The organism is Aeromicrobium wangtongii (genome assembly GCF_024584515.1).
Classification (GTDB): domain Bacteria; phylum Actinomycetota; class Actinomycetes; order Propionibacteriales; family Nocardioidaceae; genus Aeromicrobium; species Aeromicrobium wangtongii.
Window position 1 is genome coordinate 1,477,549 of sequence record NZ_CP102173.1, and the last position, 19,600, is coordinate 1,497,148.

General features: G+C 69.9%; 15 protein-coding genes. 7 read left to right on the forward strand and 8 right to left on the reverse strand.

Annotated elements, in window-relative coordinates:
• Window positions 1-36 precede the first annotated feature (36 nt).
• The gene (locus tag NQV15_RS07400) at window positions 37-1,524 is read left to right on the forward strand and encodes a phospholipase D-like domain-containing protein (RefSeq protein WP_232399178.1); all 1,488 of its coding nucleotides are present in this window, start codon (window positions 37-39) and stop codon (window positions 1,522-1,524) included.
• Window positions 1,525-1,598: 74 nt separating this feature from the next.
• Here the strand turns inward: NQV15_RS07400 and NQV15_RS07405 are convergent, their stop codons facing one another.
• The gene (locus NQV15_RS07405) at window positions 1,599-1,868 is read right to left on the reverse strand and encodes a DUF7455 domain-containing protein (RefSeq protein ID WP_232399179.1); all 270 of its coding nucleotides are present in this window, start codon (window positions 1,866-1,868) and stop codon (window positions 1,599-1,601) included.
• Window positions 1,869-1,997: 129 nt separating this feature from the next.
• Here NQV15_RS07405 and NQV15_RS07410 point away from each other — a divergent pair, with 129 nt between their 5' ends.
• Together NQV15_RS07410 and NQV15_RS07415 are read left to right on the forward strand one after the other, a co-directional pair.
• Window positions 1,998-4,094: a DNA gyrase/topoisomerase IV subunit B gene (locus NQV15_RS07410; RefSeq protein ID WP_257125120.1), complete on the forward strand. Its 2,097-nt coding sequence runs from the start codon at window positions 1,998-2,000 to the stop codon at window positions 4,092-4,094.
• Complete coding sequence (locus NQV15_RS07415) at window positions 4,091-4,954, forward strand: hypothetical protein (RefSeq protein ID WP_232399181.1); 864 nt, start codon at window positions 4,091-4,093, stop codon at window positions 4,952-4,954. Before NQV15_RS07410 ends, NQV15_RS07415 begins: the two co-directional genes overlap by 4 nt.
• A gap of 8 nt (window positions 4,955-4,962) precedes the next feature.
• Here the strand turns inward: NQV15_RS07415 and NQV15_RS07420 are convergent, their stop codons facing one another.
• From NQV15_RS07420 to NQV15_RS07440, 5 genes are read right to left on the reverse strand one after another with little or no spacing between them, the layout of a single operon-like run.
• Entirely contained in the window at window positions 4,963-7,083 is a 2,121-nt protein-coding gene (locus NQV15_RS07420) for an acyltransferase family protein (RefSeq protein ID WP_232399182.1), read from the reverse strand.
• The gene (locus NQV15_RS07425) at window positions 7,083-7,577 is read right to left on the reverse strand and encodes a beta-class carbonic anhydrase (protein WP_232399183.1); all 495 of its coding nucleotides are present in this window, start codon (window positions 7,575-7,577) and stop codon (window positions 7,083-7,085) included. Before NQV15_RS07425 ends, NQV15_RS07420 begins: the two co-directional genes overlap by 1 nt.
• Window positions 7,578-7,608: 31 nt before the next feature.
• Complete coding sequence (locus NQV15_RS07430; protein ID WP_232399184.1) at window positions 7,609-9,522, reverse strand: MFS transporter; 1,914 nt, start codon at window positions 9,520-9,522, stop codon at window positions 7,609-7,611.
• 7 nt (window positions 9,523-9,529) lie between these two features.
• Complete coding sequence (locus NQV15_RS07435; RefSeq protein WP_232399185.1) at window positions 9,530-10,234, reverse strand: LppX_LprAFG lipoprotein; 705 nt, start codon at window positions 10,232-10,234, stop codon at window positions 9,530-9,532.
• Window positions 10,235-10,238: 4 nt separating this feature from the next.
• Entirely contained in the window at window positions 10,239-12,719 is a 2,481-nt protein-coding gene (locus NQV15_RS07440; RefSeq protein ID WP_232399186.1) for a DNA gyrase/topoisomerase IV subunit A, read from the reverse strand.
• A gap of 102 nt (window positions 12,720-12,821) precedes the next feature.
• On the opposite strand from NQV15_RS07440, the gene NQV15_RS07445 reads away from it, so the two are divergent.
• The 3 genes from NQV15_RS07445 to NQV15_RS07455 are packed head-to-tail and all read left to right on the forward strand — an operon-like array spanning window position 12,822 to window position 17,175.
• The gene (locus NQV15_RS07445; RefSeq protein WP_232399187.1) at window positions 12,822-15,512 is read left to right on the forward strand and encodes a bifunctional acetate--CoA ligase family protein/GNAT family N-acetyltransferase; all 2,691 of its coding nucleotides are present in this window, start codon (window positions 12,822-12,824) and stop codon (window positions 15,510-15,512) included.
• The gene (locus NQV15_RS07450) at window positions 15,512-16,078 is read left to right on the forward strand and encodes a DUF5998 family protein (RefSeq protein ID WP_232399188.1); all 567 of its coding nucleotides are present in this window, start codon (window positions 15,512-15,514) and stop codon (window positions 16,076-16,078) included. The genes NQV15_RS07445 and NQV15_RS07450 overlap by 1 nt, the downstream gene beginning before the upstream one ends.
• A 38-nt stretch (window positions 16,079-16,116) precedes the next feature.
• The gene (locus NQV15_RS07455) at window positions 16,117-17,175 is read left to right on the forward strand and encodes an alkaline phosphatase family protein (RefSeq protein ID WP_232399189.1); all 1,059 of its coding nucleotides are present in this window, start codon (window positions 16,117-16,119) and stop codon (window positions 17,173-17,175) included.
• 21 nt (window positions 17,176-17,196) lie between these two features.
• Here NQV15_RS07455 and NQV15_RS07460 read toward each other — a convergent pair whose 3' ends face one another.
• Window positions 17,197-17,862 carry a thymidine kinase gene (locus NQV15_RS07460; protein ID WP_232399190.1) on the reverse strand — a complete coding sequence of 222 codons (666 nt, stop codon included), beginning with the start codon at window positions 17,860-17,862 and terminating at the stop codon, window positions 17,197-17,199.
• A 37-nt stretch (window positions 17,863-17,899) separates the two neighbouring features.
• Window positions 17,900-18,976 carry a septation protein SepH gene (gene sepH / locus NQV15_RS07465; protein WP_306459364.1) on the reverse strand — a complete coding sequence of 359 codons (1,077 nt, stop codon included), beginning with the start codon at window positions 18,974-18,976 and terminating at the stop codon, window positions 17,900-17,902.
• Between sepH and NQV15_RS07470 the strand changes: the two genes are divergently transcribed.
• Window positions 18,970-19,590 (forward strand): trimeric intracellular cation channel family protein, encoded by a 621-nt coding sequence (locus NQV15_RS07470; RefSeq protein WP_232399192.1) that lies wholly within the window; start codon window positions 18,970-18,972, stop codon window positions 19,588-19,590. The genes sepH and NQV15_RS07470 overlap by 7 nt on opposite strands.
• Window positions 19,591-19,600: the final 10 nt, after the last annotated feature.

Below are 19,600 nucleotides of genomic sequence, written 5' to 3' on the forward strand. Positions count from 1 at the left end.
ACTGGCGGATCACGGCGCGTCGCACGCGCTCTCGGGGTGGCTGTTCTGGCCGGCAGCGTGGTGCTGGGGCTGACCTCGGTCGCCTCCAACGCCGCGGACGTGCCCAGCACTCCCGCACCGTCGCCGGCATCGGAGGCCCCGGCCGTGACGTCCGGGACGCCCGAGGCATCGGTCAAGGCGCAGGCGGCACCGTACGGCGAGCAGTACCCGGTCACGCTGGAGGCCAACTTCTCCCGTCCGTACCGTGCCGTCACCAGCTCCAAGAACGGCGACTTCACGTTGCTGGACGATCTGGAGCGGCTGATCCGCGGCTCGTACCGTGATCCGAACAGTGGCAAGCAGCTGCCCAAGGCCACGCGCTACGCCAACACGGTGTTCGTCGCGACCTCGCAGATGCCCGGCTCCAAGCGCGTCGGGCGCGAGCTGGTCAAGGCCGCCAAGGCCGGTGTCCGGGTCCGCTTCATCCACGGTCGCGCGACCCAGTCGCCCTCCTCGCGTGCGCTGAAGAAGGCCCTGAACGCCAAGGGTCTGCGCGACTCGCACTTCAAGATCTGCGCCAAGGGCAAGAGCCTGGCCTGCCTGTCGGGCCTCAACGGCGCGATCATGCACTCCAAGCTCGTGATGGTCAGCAACACCTACACGCGTGACAACAAGCCTGCCCGCGGCGCGGTGTGGACCGGCTCGGCCAACCTCGGCGGACGCAGCGCCGAGCAGACCTACAACAACGGCCTGACGGTGTACAACGACGCCAAGCTGTGGGCGCAGATGTCCCAGCTCTGGAAGGACATGAGTGCCGAGCGCAACATCGGCAACGACTACCTGGGCTACGTCAAGAAGAACGCCGGCAAGTACGGCTACGCCACGGCCGATGCCCGGGCCGCGGGCTACACCGAGGGCGTGGCCAAGCACGGCATGTTCTACTCCAACCTGGCCAACGTGACGATCTACCCCACTCCGATCCGCGCGACGCCGACCAATGGCAAGGATCCGGTGCTCAACCTGCTCAAGCGGGTCGTCCCGGACGACCAGTGCCGCATCCGCCTGCAGCACAACCGCTTCAAGTACCGTCGCATCGCGATCGCCGAGAAGCTGGTCGAGCTGTCCAACGGTGGCTGCAAGATCAGCGCCGTGGCCTACGAGGACAACCTCAAGGTCAACCAGAAGCTGCACTGCCAGCAGCTGATCCGCATCTGCCGGCCCATCCTGGACGTCCTCAAGACGTCCAGCCAGCGCATCGAGGTCGCCTGGGCCAAGCCGCACGACAAGACGATGCTGATCGACGCCAAGCTGCGTCGCAACACCCTCAACCCCGAGGAGGTCGCGCCCGACGGCACGACCAACTGGCCCGCCGAGGGGGTCCGGGTGAAGCTGGTGCAGGCCGGCTCGGCCTCGCTGACCGGCTCGAACCTGGTCGTCAGCGACGAGATCACCACCGAGACGACCGATCCGTCCATCTACGAGGACTACCTCGAGCACTGGAAGGCGATCCTGAAGTCCCACGAGTACAAGGCGTTCCCGTACTGATCGCATCGTGACGCAAAGAACGCCGGCCAGGAGATCCTGGCCGGCGTTCTGTGTCTCTGGTGCTTGGGGCCTGCTCAGGCCTCGTCGCCGACGAGGTCGGCGGGGGAGCCGGAGAGACGATTGGTCTCGTCGTGGATGGATGCGGACATCTCGCGGAGCTTCTGCTCGTGCTGACGGGCGTGGTGGGCACAGAACATCAGCTCGCCACCTCCGCCGAGCGTGACGCGAACAAATGCCTGAGCACCGCAGCGGTCGCAGCGGTCGAGCGAGCTCAGCTTGGGGGCTGTCAGTGTTGTCACGGTGACCTTCTCTCTGAGCCTTCGGGCGTGTGCCTGAGTCAACATCCAACCACGGGGCGGTATTCCACATGCTGGCGGTGACCTATGACATCAATACTCCCCGGTGGCGACAAACCCGGGCAGGCGCGCACACCGCAGCGCGTGTCACCGCAGATCGCGAGGGACAGGCTCGATATCCTTGGAAGGACATCACCAGCCGAGAGGGCAGCGATCATCGACAAGACGTACGACGCGCGAAATCTCCTAGTGCTCGAGGGACTCGAGGCGGTCCGCAAGCGTCCGGGCATGTACGTGGGATCCACCGACACCCGTGGTCTCATGCACTGCCTGTGGGAGATCATCGACAACTCGGTCGACGAGGCCCTCGGTGGCCACGGCTCCCACATCCTGGTCGCGCTGCACGCCGACGGCTCGGTCGAGGTGCACGACCAGGGACGCGGTGTCCCGGTCGATGTCGAGAAGAAGACCGGTCTGACCGGCGTCGAGGTCGTCTACACCAAGCTGCACGCCGGCGGTAAGTTCGGCGGCGGTTCGTACGTCGCCACCGGCGGCCTGCACGGCGTGGGCGCGTCGGTCGTCAACGCGTTGTCGTCCCGCCTGGACGTCGAGGTCGACAAGGGCGGCGCGACCTGGGCGATGTCGTTCCGGCGCGGCGAGCCCGGCGTGTTCGCCGGGGACGGGCCCGATGCCGACTTCACCCCCACCAACGAGCTGCGCAAGATCGGCAAGGTCGCCAAGGCCAGGACCGGCACCCGCGTCCGTTACTGGGCCGATCCGCAGATCTTCATCAAGGGCGCCAAGTTCGCCTATGACGAGCTGGTGGCCCGCGCCCGGCAGACCTCCTTCCTGGTGCCCGGCCTCGAGCTGGTCATCCGCGACGACCGGGGCGAGATCCCGCACGAGGAGAAGTTCCGCCACGACGGTGGCATCGCGGAGTTCTGCGAGTTCCTGGCTCCCGACGAGCCGGTCTCGGACGTGCTCCGGCTGCAGGGTGAGGACGTCTTCACCGAGACGGTGCCGCTGCTGGACGAAAAGGGGCAGATGACCCCGCAGGACATCGAGCGCAATCTCGGCGTCGACATCGCGATGCGGTGGGGGACCGGCTACGACACGACGCTGAAGTCCTTCGTCAACATCATCGCCACGCCCAAGGGCGGCACCCATGTCAACGGCTTCGAGCGGGCTCTGACCAGGACGTTCAACGACGTCCTCAAGACCACGCGCCTGCTCAAGTCCGGCGATCCCGATGTCATCAAGGACGACGTGCTGGAGGGCGTGACCGCGGTCGTCACCGTCCGGCTCGCCGAGCCGCAGTTCGAGGGGCAGACCAAGGAGGTGCTCGGCACCCCCGCGGTCACCAAGATCGTCAACCAGGTCGTGTCACGCGAGCTCAAGAAGTTCCTGACCTCGTCCAAGGCCGCGGAGAAGGCCAAGGCGCGCATCGTGATGCAGAAGGTCGTGGACGCGTCGCGCACCCGGCTGGCGGCCCGCCAGCAGCGCGACACCCAGCGCCGCAAGAACGCCCTGGAGTCCAGCGCCCTGCCGGCCAAGCTGGCCGACTGCCGCAGCAGCGACGTCGAGCGCTCCGAGCTGTTCATCGTGGAGGGCGACTCGGCCCTCGGGACGGCCAAGTCCGCCCGCGACTCCGAGTTCCAGGCGCTGCTGCCGATCCGCGGCAAGATCCTGAACGTCCAGAAGGCCAGCATCGGCGACATGCTCAAGAACGCCGAGTGCTCCTCGATCATCCAGGTGGTGGGCGCCGGCTCCGGTCGCACGTTCGATCTCGACGCGGCGCGCTACGGGCGCATCATCTTCATGGCCGATGCCGACTCCGACGGCGCGCACATCCGCTGCCTGCTGGCGACCCTGTTCTTCCGCTACATGCGTCCGCTGGTGGATGCCGGGCGGGTGTACACCGCCGTGCCCCCGCTGCACCGCATCGAGCTGACCAACCCCAAGAAGGGGCAGGACAAGTACGTCTACACGTACTCCGATCCCGAGCTGCAGCGCAAGCTGGCCGAGCTGCGCCGCAAGGGGGTCAAGTGGAAGGACCCGGTCCAGCGTTACAAGGGCCTGGGTGAGATGGATGCCTCGCAGCTGTCCGAGACCACGATGGACCCCCGGCACAGGACGCTGCGGCGCCTGACGGTCGACGACGGCGAGGAGGCCGCGGAGGTCTTCGAGCTGTTGATGGGCAACGAGGTGCCGCCGCGCAAGGAGTTCATCGTGCAGGGTGCCTACGAGATCGACGCCGACATGATCGACGCGTGACGACGGATCACTCCGGGGACTTCGACGCACGGCGGATCGGCTGGTGGCAGCGACGTTCGGCCGCCCGTCAGATCCGCCGGGCGACCGGCATCACCGCGCTCGATCGTGACCTGCGGCTGCAGTCGGCCCGCGTCGCCCAGACCCGTGGCGAGCTCAATGCGCTGACGCGGGGGTTGTCGCCGGCACCGCAGGCGCTCGCCTCGGCCGTCCCCGCACGACCGACCATCCAGACGGACGCCACCCGAGCGCCCGCTGTCCCGGCACCTCCCGCCCAGCAGCCCGCGCGCCCGCGGTCGGGATCGATCGCCAGGACCGTGGCCCTTGGCGCGGTCGTGCTGGTCCTCGCCTGCGGCGGCAGCCTCGTCTCGTGCGTCAGCTCACTGGTCGACTCCGCGAGGGACTCCTCCGGCGGCAGCAAGTCGTCGCCGGAGACCCTGCCGGAGTCCCGTCGTGACTGGACGCAGATGGTGCGTGACATCGACGACGCGGTGGGAGCCGACCAGGTCTACTGGCTGGCGGCCCGCGGCAGCTCGGCGAGCATCATGGTGCGAGGCGATGACGGCGTGTTGCAGCAGTACTACTACCGCGACGGCGACGTGGAGGCCCGCACGGGCGAGATCGGGGGACTCGACGCCACGACCTTCGACCTGACTGCGATCGGTCCCCACGTGGTGCCCGAGGCCGTGGCGGCGGCGCGCAACCGGTCCGGCGTGTCGTCCACCGCCAATGTTGTGGTCGACATCCTCGACCACGGCGAGGGTCCCCGGATCCGGGTCTCCTTCCCCGGGGGGACCGTGGGCACCTACCAGCTGGTCGTGGACGCGGCCGGCAACCGGATCAGCGAGAACGCGGCGAACTAGCGGCGAATTCAGCGGTTGCGGGGGGTCAGCAGGCCGTCCTTCTTGAGCCGCTCCTCGACGTACGGGGTCAGCGTGCTCATGTACGTCTTGCTGATGTGGGTGCGGTCGCGGTAGACGTTGACGCCACCGATGACCGCCGGGCAGCTCGTGTCGGTGCAGTAGAAGCTGGTGAAGTCGTACAGGCGGCTGCCCTTGACCTTCTTGGTCGCGTCGATCAGCGGATCGTAGTTCGGAAACGCCTTGTCCCGGGGAAGCGCGCAGCTGTCGGCGGTGAGCCGGGTCTCCTGGGCGAGGCAGTCGTTGGTGTCGTCCGGCTGGTACGGGTTGTCGCGGATCGCGACGACCGGGATGCCGCGGTCGGTCATGGTGCGCCACGCCTCGGCGAAGCCGTTGACCTGGTCCTCGGGGCCGGTCGCGGGACGCGGGTGGGCGAGCGCACCCGTGACGATGACGTCGATGTCGTCGGCGTGCTGGTCGAGCCATCCCTTGAGGCTGTCGCGGAACTGGTAGCAGTCCTCCGAGATCGCGCGATCGGCGTTGGGGTGCGGATTGGTCGACCAGGTGCAGCCGCCCTTGACCTGGGCGGTCAGGAAGATCTTGCCCTGCTCGGCCAGCGTCACGAACGGCGGAAGCACGGCACGGGCGTGCGAGTCGCCGACGACCAGGACGTGCGGCAGCTTGGGATCGTCCGGATCGCCGAAGGTGCAGGTGTCCTTGGCCGTGCTGCCGGACTCGCAGCCGGGGTAGTTGGCGTTGTCCCGCTTGATCGCGGTCGTGTCCGGCACGAGCAGTCCGCGCAGATCGGGGTTGTCGCACGCCGGCCCCGGTGCCATCGAGGCGGCGCCGAAGCAGCGCGGCGCGGACGAGGCGACCTCGGCGGTCAGCTTCTCGGCCCGGTCGGCGGCCGCCTCGGCGGTGCGGATGCCGTTGAGGCAGGCGGCCGCCAGGACGGCCGCCGCGGCCGCGGTGAACGCGAACGTGACGGTGCTGCGCTGGATGCCGAGACGTCGTCCCGTGCGGACGGGGTCCTCCACGAAGCGCTTCGTCAGTGCGGCGGCGGCGAAGGTCCCGACCAGGATGGCCACCCGTGGGCCGAAGCCGAGCTGGTGGTCCAGGATGACGGGCAGCAGCACGATCGGTGGCCAGTGCCACAGGTACAGGGGGTACGAGATGTCGCCGGTCCACTGGACGAAGCGCAGCTCCACGAGCCGGCGCGGCGACAGGGGCGAGTCGGGCATGCCGGCGGCGATGACGGCCACCGTGGCCAGCACCGGCAGCAGGGCGGCGGTGCCGGGGAAGGGGGTGGAGCCGTCCAGCAGCAGACCGCAGGCGACCAGCGTCGCGATACCGGCCCACGACAGCACGGCGGCGAGGTGCGGGGACAGCCGCAGGCGGCGCTGCCGGTCGTCCGAGGCGGCGTGCAGGGTCACCAGCGCGAGCAGGGCGCCGGCGCCGAACTCCCATGCCCGGGTGAACGTCGAGAAGTAGGCGAACGAGGCGTTGTCGTAGGTCAGCCACAGCGAGTACGCGAAGCTCGCGGCCGTGGCGACGGAGATGATCACCGTCAGCGTCGGCAGGCGCCGCAGACCCAGCCTGGAGGCCAGGACCACTCCGCCCAGCACCAGCAGAGGCCAGGCGAGGTAGAACTGCTCCTCGACCGACAGGGTCCAGTAGTGCTGCGCGACGCTGGGCGCGTTCTCGGCGGCCAGGTAGTCGACCGCGTCGAAGGCCAGCCGCCAGTTCTGGAAGTACAGCGCCGAGGCCAGGATCTCGCGGAAGTTCTGCACCCAGCCCAGCTGCGGGACCCACACGAACACCGCGACGGCGGACGTCGCGAGCACCAGGTAGGCCGCGGGCAGGAGGCGGCGGGCCCGGCGGGCCCAGAACCTGCCGAGCCGCACGCGTCCGGTGCTGGCCGCCTCACGTGCCAGGTGGGATGTGATCAGGAAGCCGGAGATGACGAAGAAGACGTCGACGCCCATGAAGCCGCCGGGCAGGCGGTTCGGCCACAGGTGGTACAGCACGACCAGCAGGGCCGCGCCCGCGCGCAGGGCCTGGATCTCGGGCCGGAGCGGGCGGGCGGCGGGTCGTGCGACGGCGGGTGGAGCGGAGGTCGGTCTCTCCGGCATCAGACGACGCGCTCGAGCAGACCGGTGTCGACGTCGTAGAGGAAGCCACCGACGGAGACCTTGTCGCTGATCAGCGGGTGGGTCTGGACCCGCAGGACATCGCCCTCCACCGTGCGACGCTGGTCGACGATCGCGCCCAGCGACATCCACGAGGCGTCGCGTCCACCGTTGTCGGTGATCCGCTGCTTGAGCTCGTCCTCGGTGGAGCTGGCCATCGCGCACCGGGTGTGCTGGACCACCAGCACCCGGTCGACGTTGAGCAGGTTGGTCCCGAGCACGAGGGCGACCAGCGCCTGGTCGGTGACGCGTCCGCCGGGGTTGCGCAGGATCTTGGCATCGCCGGGGGACAGGCCGATCATCCCCAGCGGGTCGATGCGCGAGTCCATGCAGGTGACCATCGCGACGCCCGCTCGGGCGATGCCGTCGAACCCGGAGAGCTCGAAGCTGTCTGCGTAGGAGCGGTTGGCGTCGAGGAGGTCATCGAAGTCAGACATGGCTACTAGGGTAACCAGCGGGACCCCGCAGTCAGGCTGCAGGTCGCGACGTGTCGCGGGCCGCAGGTCGCAGCAGGACGGCCGCGAGCACAGCCGCCACGAGGGCACAGATCGCGGCACCGACGAACACGGCGTGCAGCTGGGTGATCGCGGCCTCGCGCGCGGCGTCCTTGTACGCCTGGCACAGGGTCGACTTGCCGTCGCAGAGCTCGACGATGGGTGGGATCTTCGCTGACGCGTTGTAGAAGGCACGCAGGCCGATCGTGGTCAGCGCCGAGATGCCCAGCAGCATCCCGACCATGCGGGCCACGATGAGCAGGGCCGATGCGACGCCGTGGACGGCATCGGCGGTGTGCGCCAGCAGCACCGCGTTGACCGGGGCGATGGCGAGCCCGAAGCCCAGGCCAGCCAGCACCAGCGAGAGGGTCTCGACCGGGTGGTCGAGCGCGGTGGCGTCCCACGTCGACATGTGCCAGAACGCGAGTGCGCTCATGACCATCGCGACCGCGGTCAGGACGTGGGCCGGCACCCGGCGCAGGAGCCAACCGCCCAGCAGTGCCCCGACCGGCAGGGCGACCAGGAACCGCAGCAGCACCAGGGCGGCGTCGAGCTGGGAGTCGCGGTGCACCGTGAGACGGGCGAAGAACGGGATGTCGACCAGGGCCGCGATGAGGGAGGCGCCGACGAAGAAGGACACCACGATCGCGCCCCACGCGGGCCGTTCGGTCAGGGCGCCCCGCGGGACGAGCGGACGCTGTGCCCGGCGCTGGCGCAGGGCGAATCCGGCGAAGGCCACGATGGCCAGCGGCACGAGCCACGGGGCGTCGGGGGAGACCGCCCCGCTCTCGGGCTCGGCCGATGCGAAGGTCACGATGACGGCGCCGAGCCCGAGGGTCAGCAGCGCGGCGCCCCACAGATCGGTCTCCCGGGCCAGGGCCGGCCAGGCGCGCCAGGCGATCAGCGGCCGGCGCGCCGTGGCCAGCCGCAGCACGAACAGGGCGAGCAGCGCGAAGGTCACGAGGGCCAAGGGGGTCAGCCAGCGCGACTCGCCCGTCACGGGGAGATAGGCCCGGCCCAGCTCGACGTCCTGGACCAGGCGGTCGGGTGCACCCATGACCAGCGCGATCCCGGCCAGCGCCAGGGTCGCCAGCACCACGCCGGCCCAGTCGAACCCCCCGCCCGTTGAGCGTGCGCCCGTTGAGCCTGTCGAAACGCCCGTTGAGCCTGTCGAAACGTCGCCGCCCGTTGAGCCTGTCGAAACGTCGTCGCCCGTTGAGCCTGTCGAAACGTCGCCGCCGCCCGTTGAGCCTGTCGAAACGTCGCTCCCTTTCGACAAGCTCAAGGGGCGAGGAGGGCTCAAGGGGCGAGGGGGGCGCAGGGGCAGGATCGCAGCCACCAGGACCAGCCCGATCGCGCAGTTGAGCCAGAAGATCGTCCGCCAGTCGCCGACGGCCAGCACCACGGCGCCGTACAGCGGCCCCAGGACGCTGCCCAGCTCCTGCACCGCGCCGACGATGCCGAGCGGCAGGCCCCGGCGGTTCGGCGGCCACAGATCGGCCACGAGGGCCAGGGTCGGCGGGATCAGGCCGCCGCCGCCGATGCCCTGGATCAGCCGGCCGGCCACGACGGTCTCGAGGTTGTACGCGACGGCGGTGACCAGCGACCCGACCGCGAACACCACCAGCGAGCCCAGCAGGACAGGCACGCGGCCGCGCAGGTCCGATATCCGGCCGATCAGCGGCAGCACACCGACGTAGCCGAGCAGGAACCCCGACACGATCGGCGCGGCGCGCTGCAGCTCCTCGGTGGGGATGCCCACCGACGTCATCATGTCCGGCAGCGCGAGCACGACGACATACGTGTCGGCGGCGGCGAACGAGATCGCGACCGCCGCCAGCGCGAGCAGGATCCGGGAGGCGGGCCCGATCCGGCCCTGCGTGGTCATGGGTGCGTCAGGGGGCTTCGATGGTGACCGGGGTCTTCGACGTCGACAGCACCACGGTGTAGGTGACCTCGTCGACGCCCGGGTAGAACGGACCGGTCAGGGTCACGTCCCGCAGGTTGTCGTCGTCATCGACCCGGTAGGCGACCGTGAACGGCTTGCCGGCGTTGGCGGACGGGATGATCGTCCGCACCACGCTGCCGGGCAGCGTCCCGGTGATCGTGGTCAGGACGTCCTTGCCGTCGCGCGACTTGTCGCCCTGCTTCAGGTCCTGCGTCTTGACCAGGATCTGGGTGATGCCGTTGTCGCGGTCGAGCAGCATCGCCGGATCGGGCGCCTTGAGCGACGCGGGGTCGATCGGGGAGAACGTGGGCAGGAACCCGGTCTTCGCGTAGACCTTGCCGGCCGTGGCGATGACGTCCGCGGCCAGACTCGCGCCGCCGGTGACCACGGTGACCTTGCCGGTGAAGGCGGGGGAGTGATTGCCCTTGCCCTCGGCCGACAGCAGGCCCGTGATGCCGTCGGGGACGCGCTTGGTCGCCAGCTTGATCGAGATCGTCTCGGCGTCGTCGAGGGCGGTCTTGGCCTCGGCCAGACGACCCGACAGACCGTCCCCGCCCTTCTGGGCGTCGTCGGGGCTGTCCGAGCCTCCCGAACAGGCGCCGAGCAGCAGGCCGGTCGCGACAAGAGCGGGAATCAGGTGTCGGGTGCGCACGGTGTCAGTCTCCCACGGGAGGGGTCGACGCCTGCGCGACGCCGAGCTGGGCCCCGGGCGCTCCCGAGATCGCGGCGATGGGCTGTGCGGCGGGAACACCCGAGCCGTCACGACGGTCGCTGACCGGCGGCAGGTCGACCGGCGAGCCGCTGGTCGCGCAGGCCATCGGGACGCCGTCGCCGACCCAGGCCGTCAGCAACCCGTCCTCGCCCTTGAGCAGGCGCTGGCAGCGGACGCCGCCGGTGGCCCGACCCTTCGGCGGGTAGATCGACAGCGGGCTGACCTTGACCGCACCGGTCTGCGTGCCGGGCAGTGCGTCGCTGGACCCGGCGACCGTGACGACGTACGCGCCCTCGACATCGGCGACCGCGCCGAAGGCCACCACGGACTGGCCGGTGGCGAGCTTGATGCCGGCCACGCCGCCGCCCGAGCGGCCCTGCGGCCGGACCAAGGAGGCCGCGAAGTACAACAGCTGCGCATCGCTGGTGACGAAGGCCAGCTGCTCCTCGCCGGTGGCCAGCGCCGTCGCCCCGACGACCGAGTCGCCGTCGGCCAGCGAGATCAGCTCCCACTCGTCGCGGCTCAGGTGATCGGGCTTGACCCGCTTGACGACGCCCTGCTTGGTGCCCAGCGCGATGCCGGGCCCGTCCTCGTCGAAGGCCATGAGAGCCAGCGGCGCGGAGTCCAGGTCGGCGATCTCGGTCAGCGGGATACCGCCCTGCAGATTCGGCGACTGGGCCGTGGGCGGGAGGACAGGAAGATCGAGCACGTTGATGCGGCGGACCCGGCCGGATGCCGTGATGACACCGATCTCGCCGCGCGCCGTGGTGCGGACCGTCGACAGGATCGTGTCGTGCTTGACCCGCCGGTCGACATCGCCCAACGGGGAGTCGTCGGTCGTGCGCGCCAGCAGGCCGGTGGCCGACAGCAACACCCAGCACGGGTCGTCGCTGACCTCGACCGAGGTGGTCGCGGTCTTGGTCTGGCCGGAGGACTCCAGCAGGACGGTCCGCCGCGGGGTGCCGAACGTCTTGGCCATCTCGGCCAGCTCGTCGCCCACGACGGTGCGCAACAGCTGCTCGTCGGCCAGGATCGCGTCGAGCTCCTCGATCGTGCGACGCAGCTCGGCGATCTCCTTCTCGACCTCGATGCGGTCGTAGCGCGTGAGGCGGCCGAGGGTCAGGTCCAGGATGTAGGTGGCCTGGATCTCGGACAGGTCGAAGACGCTCATGAGCCGCTCGCGGGCGTCCGTGCGGTTGTCGCTGGCCCGGATCAGCTGGATGACCTCGTCGATGTCGACCAGGGCCAGCATCAGGCCGTCGAGCAGGTGCAGGCGGTCGGCGGCCTTGCCGCGCCGGAAGGTCGTGCGCCGGCGGACGACGTCGATGCGGTGCGCGAGGTAGACCTCCAGCATCTCCTTGAGGCCGAGCGTGCGGGGCTGCCCGTCGACCAGAGCCACCGCGTTGATGCCGAACGAGCTCTCCATCGGGGTGCTCTTGAACAGCTGCTCGAGGATCGCCTCGGGGATGAAGCCGTTCTTGATCTCGATGACCAGCTGCAGTCCCTTGTGCCGGTCGGTGAGGTTCTTCAGGTCCGAGATGCCCTGCAGCTTCTTGGCCTGGACGAGCTTCTTGATCGCCTCCATGACCTTCTCGGGCCCCACGTTGTAGGGCAGCTCGGTGACGATGATGCCCTTCTTGCGGGGCGTGACGTTCTCGATGCGGGTCGAGGCCCGCATCCGGAACGTGCCGTTGCCGGTCGCATAGGCGTCGCGGATGCCCTCCAGGCCGACGATCTTGCCGCCGGTGGGCAGATCGGGGCCGGGGATGAAGCGCATGAGGTCGTCGAGATCGGCCTTGGGGTGCTTGATCAGGTGCCGCAGCGCCTGGACGACCTCGATCAGGTTGTGCGGTGCGATGTTGGTGGCCATGCCGACCGCGATGCCGCTGGCGCCGTTGACCAGCAGGTTGGGCAGCGACGCGGGCAGGACGACCGGCTCGGTCTCGCGCCCGTCGTAGTTGGGCCGGAAGTCGACGGTGTCCTCATTGATCGAGGCGGTCATGGCCTCGGCGGCGGCGTGCATCCGGATCTCGGTGTACCGCATCGCGGCGGGCGGATCGTCCTGCGAGCCGAAGTTCCCGTGGCCGTCGGCCAGCGGCAGCCGCAGGGACCACGGCTGGACGAGTCGCACCAGCGCGTCGTAGATCGCGCTGTCGCCGTGCGGGTGCAGCCGGCCCATGACCTCACCGACCGGACGCGCGCTCTTGACGTGACCGCGATCGGAGCGCAGCCCCATGTCGTCCATCGTGTAGAGCAGGCGCCTCTGGACGGGCTTCAGCCCGTCGCGGGCGTCCGGCAGCGCGCGCGAGTAGATGACCGAGTAGGCGTACTCGAGAAAGCTCGATCGCATCTCGTCGCCGACGTCGGTGTCGAGGATGTGCTCCTCGAACTCCTCCTCTGGTGCTGGCTTGCTGCTGCGGGCCATGCCTGCCTCTCGGATTTCGACGGTGCTCGACGGTCCATTTTCCTTGCCGCCGCGCGTGGACGCCCACCGCCACGCCGGGAGTGGACCCGATAGGTTGTGAACGTGACCAGCGAGGCGCATTTCGAGCACTGGGAGGCCGACGTCCTGCTCAAGGACGGACGTGTCGCCCAGCTCAGGCCGATCCAGGAGACCGACGCCGATCGGTTCATCGAGTTCTACTCACGGGTGTCCGACGAGTCGAAGTACTTTCGATTCTTCGCGCCCTACCCGACATTGTCCGCCAAGGACGTCAAGCGGTTCACATCGGTCGACCATGACCGCCGGGTCGCCTTCGTCGTCACGATGCACTCCGCGATCATCGGGGTGGGCCGTTATGACGCGGTCAGCGACGAGGAGGCCGAGGTCGCCTTCCTGGTCGAGGACGCCCAGCAGGGCCGGGGAGTGGGCCAGCTGCTGCTGGAGCACCTGGCCCAGGCCGGCCGCGAGCGCGGCATCCGGCGGTTCGTGGCCGACGTCCTGCCCGCCAACGCCCGCATGCAGCAGATCTTCCGCGAGATGGGCTACCAGATCCAGGGCATGATCGAGGACGGCGTGCAGCGCCTGACCTTCGAGCTGGAGTCCACCGACACCGCGATGAGCGTCATGCAGGCCCGCGAGCAGCGGGCGGAGGCGGCCTCGATCGAGCGCATCTTCAAGGCCCGCAGCATCGCGGTGATCGGCGCGAGCCGGCGCCAGGACTCCATCGGCCAGGCCATGGTGCGCAACCTGGTGCTCGGCGACTTCGGCGGCAGTGTCTACGCGGTCAACTCCCAGGCCGAGGCCGTCTCGGGCCTGCCGGCCTACAAGCGGGTGCAGGACATCCCCGGCGAGGTCGACGTCGCGATCGTGGCGGTCCCGGCCGAGTCGGTCAACGACGTCGTGCTCGACTGCGCGGCCAAGGGCGTCCATGGCCTCATCGTGATCTCCGCCGGCTTCGCCGAGGAGGGACCCGAGGGCCGCCAGCGTCAGCGCGCCCTGCTCGGGCTCAGCCGCTCCTACGGACTGCGTCTCGTCGGGCCCAACTGCCTGGGCATCATCAACACCGCGCCCGATCTGCAGCTCAACGCATCCCTGTCGCCGGCGATGCCGCCGCAGGGCCGCGTCGGCTTCTTCTGCCAGTCCGGTGCCCTCGGCACCGCGATCCTGGAGTCGGTGTCACGACGTGGTCTGGGGTTGTCGACCTTCGTCTCGGCGGGCAACCGCGCCGATGTCTCGGGCAACGACCTGCTGCAGTACTGGCAGGAGGACGACGCGACCGAGGTCATCCTGCTGTACCTGGAGTCGATCGGTAACCCGCGCAAGTTCTCCCGCATCGCCCGGCGGGTGTCGGCCACCAAGCCGATCGTGGCGGTCAAGTCCGGGCGCTCGACGCAGGGCGTGCCGGTCGGGCACACGGTCGCGCGGACGTCCGCGCCCCAGTCGGCGGTCGACGCGATGTTCCGGCAGGCCGGTGTCATCCAGGTCGACACGCTCGACGAGATGTTCGACGTCGCCCAGCTCCTGGCGCACCAGCCGCTCCCGCGTGGCAACCGGATCGCGATCGTCGGCAACTCCGACGCCGTGACGCTGATCGTGGCCGACGCCGCCGCGGCCGCCGGCCTGCAGGTGGCCGAGCCGGTGTCGCTGGGTGCCACCGCAGGCGCCGACGACTTCGAGATCGCGATCGAGGCCGCGATCGCCGATCCGGACACCGACGCGCTCGTCGCGGTGTACATCCCGCCGTTGAACACCTCCGGCGAGGAGGTCGCCAACGTGCTGGCGGCCGTGGGGGAGCAGTCCGACAAGCCCATCGTGTCGACGTTCCTGGGCAGCGAGGGCGTCCCGGTGCTGCTGCGGGTGCCCGATCTGCTCGGTGGGTCGGCGGGACGCGGCTCGGTGCCGTCGTACGCCGCGCCCGAGTCGGCGGTCCGGGCGCTGGCGCGCGTCGTCAACTACTCGGAGTGGGCCGCGCGCGACCACGGCGAGTTCCACCTCGCATTCGACCACCGCACGGGCGATGCCCGCGACCTGGTCCGTGAGGTGCTCAAGCAGGCACCCCGCGGCGCGATCCTGTCCACCGAGCAGGTCCACGACCTGCTGGCCTGCTACGGCATCGACATGCTGCCGTGGATCAACGTGCACAACCGTGACGAGGCGATCGCGGCCGGCGAGAAGCTGGGCTGGGACGTCGTGCTGAAGGCCGGCAGCGAGCACCTGCGCAGCCGCCCCGACATCGCCCACGTCTGGAGGGGCATCCACAGCGCCGCGGGCATGGGCGCTGCGTGGGACGAGATGACCGGGTGGGCCGGCATGCGCAAGGACACCAAGTTCTTCGTGCAGCGGTCGGCCCCGGAGGGCATCCCGGTCTCGTTCAGCGTGACCGAGGACCCGCTGTTCGGCCCGCTGGTCTCCTTCGGGCTGGCCGGGGCGCCCAGCGAGCTGCTCGACGACCGCTCGTACGGCATCCCGCCGCTGACCGACCTGGACGCGGAGGCGATGATCCGCAACCTGCGCTCGGCGCCGCTGCTGTACGGCTACCGCGGTTCCGACCCGGTCGACGTCGACGGTCTGCAGGACATCATCGTGCGCCTCGCCGCGATGAAGGACGACCTGCCGGAGATCGCCGAGCTCGACCTCGAGCCGGTCTCGGTGCACCCCGACGGGTTCACGGTGCTGAGCGCGCGGGCCAAGGTGACACCGTCCGCCGACCGCCGTGGCGAGTGGTACGTCCGACGCCTGAGTCAGCCCGCACCCTCGGGCGATACGCTCGCCTGATGACCACCGACCACACCACCGCGCTGTTCGACGAGGTCTCGCGCAGTGGCTACTACCCCGAGATCGTGGCCGAGGGCCTGCGCGATGCGCTCGCCGGCGAGGTCGTCGCGGGATACGTGCTGCACCACGAGCCGACCTTCGACCGCGACGAGATCCGGCGCCACATGACGGTGCTGGCCCTGACGCCGAGCCGGCTGATCCTCGTCCACACCGACGAGCACCCCGGCGACGACCTGCTGCCCCAGGCCTACACCTCGACGACGTCCGAGGCGGTGGCGCTGAGCCAGGTGCGCTCGGTCGTCGTGACCCGGATGGTGACGTCCAACTCCAAGCAGCTGGAGGAGGCGCTCCTGACGATCGGTTGGGGCTCGGTCTCGCGCGTCGAGCTCGAGCCCGCCCGCTGCTCCGATCCTGAGTGCGAGGCCGATCACGGCTACTCGGGCAGCGTGGCCGGCGACGACTTCTCGCTGCGGCTCGCGGCGGCCGGCGACGGCGGTGCCGCGGTCGAGCGGCTGCTCGCCTTCGCCCGCACCCTCTCGGCCGCGACGAGCGGCCGCATCGCATGACGCCGGGCCTCGGCGGACGGCGCAGGATCGACCACATCATGCCCTCCGTGGCAGCGGCGATGGGTGTCGACGGGTTCACCAACACCCTCGGTCTGCCCGAGGCGCCGCGGTACGTCGTGTTCCTCGTCGACGGGCTCGGGCTCGAGCTGCTGCGCGAGCATGCCGGTGCCGCGCCGTTCCTGTCGTCCCTGACCAATGTCGAGGACGTGGTCTGCGGGGTGCCGTCGACGACGGTCACGAGCCTGACCTCGCTCGGCACCGGCCTCCAGGGCGGCCAGCACGGCATGGTCGGGTACACCGCCCGGGTCCCCGAGACCGGCCGCAGGATGAACTCCCTGAAGTGGGACCAGCCCATCGACCCGACCGTGTGGCAGCCCTTCCCGACCGTCCTGCAGCAGCTGCGCGAGGCCGGGATCTCTGCCTCGTCGGTCAACGACGCCAAGTTCGAGGGCACAGGCCTGACGGTGTGCAGCCAGCGCGGCGTCCCGTTCCACGGCATCAACTCGGTGTACGAGCGCCTCGACGTCGTGGTCGACGTCATCGAGTCCGCCCCGCGGGCCGTCACGTATGCGTACGAGTCGCGCCTGGACCACACGGGCCACTCGATGGGGTGCACCTCGGCGGAGTGGCGCGAGATGCTCACCACGATCGACACCGAGCTGGCCGAGCTGCGCGACGAGCTGCCGCGTGACACGGTCCTGATCGTCACCGCCGACCACGGCATGCTCGACCTGCCCTTCGACCAGCGCTTTGACGTCGACCTGGTGCCCCGGCTGCTGGACGACGTGACCCTGCTGGCGGGCGAGGCCCGGTTCCGCCACGTGTACACCCGTCCCGGCGCCGCCGACGAGGTCGCCGCCCGCTGGCGCTCCGAGCTGGGCGATCGTGCCGTCGTCCGCACCCAGGACGGCATCGAGGACTGGTTCGGCCCGATCTCGGACGATGTCCGTGGACGCATCGGCGACGTCGTGGTGGCCTCGCTGGGCGACTTCGCGGTGTTCTCGTCGCGGGAGTTCGGTGTCGAGCTGAAGATGACAGGCTTCCACGGCTCGATCACCGAGGCCGAGCTGCGCATCCCGGTGCTCGTCGCCACCTGAGCCAGGGGTTTTCCGGCCGGTTCAGTCGAAGGGGAGCAGCTCGGTGTTGGCCAGACGCCCGGTGGCGCGGGCCCGCGCCGCGGTGAGCGCGAGCCGGTGGTGCTGGCGGCACAGCACCTCGTAGGCGACCTCCGGCGGCTCGTCCGCCGCGTCGAGCTCCTCGACATCGCCCACCACGACGACCTCGCCCTCGGTGACCATGACGCCGTTCTCGGTGCGCGCGTTGTGGGTGGCGCGCTTGCCGCACCAGCACAGCGCCTCGACCTGCAGCACCTCGGTGCGATCGGCGAGCTCCACGAGGCGGGCGGCGCCCGGGAACAGCCGGGTGCGGAAGTCGGTCAGGATCCCGAAGCAGAACACGTCGATGCGCAGCTCGTCGACGATCTTGGCCAGCTGCTCGACCTGCAGGGGGGAGTAGAACTGGGCCTCGTCGCACACCAGGTAGTCGACCTTGGAGCCCTGCGTGAGCCTGCCGACGATGAACGCCCAGAAGTCGAAGTCCGGACCGACCTCGACGGCGGGGTGCGAGAGGCCGAGGCGGCTGGTCAGCACCGCCGACCCGGTGCGGTCATTGCTGACGAAGATGATCCCGGCGCGGCCCCGGGCGGCATGGTTGTGATTGGTCTGCAGCGCGAGGGTCGACTTGCCGGCGTCCATCGTGCCTGTCCAGAACGTCAGTGCCGCCACGGGAGCATTCTGTCATCCGCCGCACGGACCACGCCGGTCAGTCCGACTTGTCGCCGAACATGATCTCGTCCCAGCTGGGCACGCGGCGTCGTTCATGGCGTTTCTTGCGGGGACCCATGGTGTCGGGCACCGCGACGTTCTCGTCCAGTGCCTCCTCGAAGCCGTGGCCGACCTCGGGGGCGGGGAGCGGCTCGGGCTGGTCCAGATCGCCCAGCGCCAGCTGTTCGAGGGCCCGGCGATCGCGGGCCGCCTTGAGCGAGGAGACGCCGCTGAGGGTCTCCTCCTCGGCGGGCTCGATGGGTTCGGGGATCTCGACGGCGGGGGGCGCGACGGGCGCGGCGGCCTCCGGCTCGGCCGGGGGAGTCGTGGCGCGGACCGCGTCGGCGATGGCCATGTCGGTCGAGTCCGGCAGCGCCACGTCGCCGACCAGCTCGTGGGCGGCCTCGTCCTCGGGCAGGACGTAGCGGCTCTTCGCATCGAACACGAAGGTTGCGACCTCGGTGGCGCCGTGCGGCGTCACCACGACGGTCCACCGGCCGTCCTCGCGTCGCCAGGAGTCCCAGGCGGCCTCCTCGGGCACGCCGCCGGAGGAGACGAGGTGCTCGGTGACCAGGGTGCCCATCAGCACACCGGCACCGCTGACGTGCTTGCGGCGCACCGCGGTCTTGCGAGCCTGCTCGCAGATGAACTCGCGCTCGGCCAGGACCGGGCCGGCGAATCCCTCGATCTGGGCCAGCGGGACACCGGCGGAGTCGGCGACCGACTGCGGTGACTCACCACGTCGGATGCGGGTCTGGATGTCACGTGGGCTGAGTGTGCTGGGCATGCGGATCTCCATCTGGCCGGAGGTGCTTCCGTTGCGGGAGGGCGTGCCGATCAGGGACGTGAGGCGGTGATCAGCGGGGATGCGGTACTGGGCGCCGGTGGTGACGTCGCGCGCGATGAGGAATCGTCCGTCCTCGCTCAATCGGTCAAGACTGAGATCTCGCATTCCATCGCCTCCGACTGTCACGACTTCGGGTGGGCGTTCACCCGGACCGTGTCCCCATCCTAGGCGGGCGAGGAGGTAGATGTTCGCGGCGCGCCGACAGGCGATAGCGTCGTCGAGTGTCATCCACCCTCCTGCTGATCCTCGAGCTGTTCGGGATCGCCGTGTTCGCCTCCACCGGCGCCCTGGTGGGCGTGCGCAAGGAGCTGGACGTCTTCGGGGTCGCTGTCCTGGCACTCATGACGGGGCTGGGCGGCGGCGTGCTGCGCGATCTGCTGATCGGCAGCGTGCCACCCAATGCGCTGGAGGACTGGCGCTACCTGGTGGTGCCGTTCGTGACCGCGCTGGTGGTGTTCATGTTCCACCCCGTGTTCGGCCGGCTCGAGCGGGAGATCATGCTGCTGGACGCGTTGGGGCTGTCGTTGTTCTGTGTCACGGGTGCGGTGACCGCCGGGGCGGCCGGTCTCAACGTCCTGTCGGCATCTGCGCTGGGCATGCTGACCGGCGTCGGTGGCGGCATGATGCGCGATGTCGCGTCGGGGCGCGTCCCGGTGATCTTCCGCGGCGATCTCTACGCGACCCCGGCCTTCGCCGGTGCGCTCATCGCCTCGGTCGTGCACGCGATGGACGGGTCCCCGTGGTGGTACGCCGTCGCAGGCGCGACCTGCCTGGTCTGGCGGGTGCTGGCCCTGCTGCGCGGCTGGTCGGCGCCGCTGCCACCGGGCACCCTGCGCGGCTGAACCGCCGCGC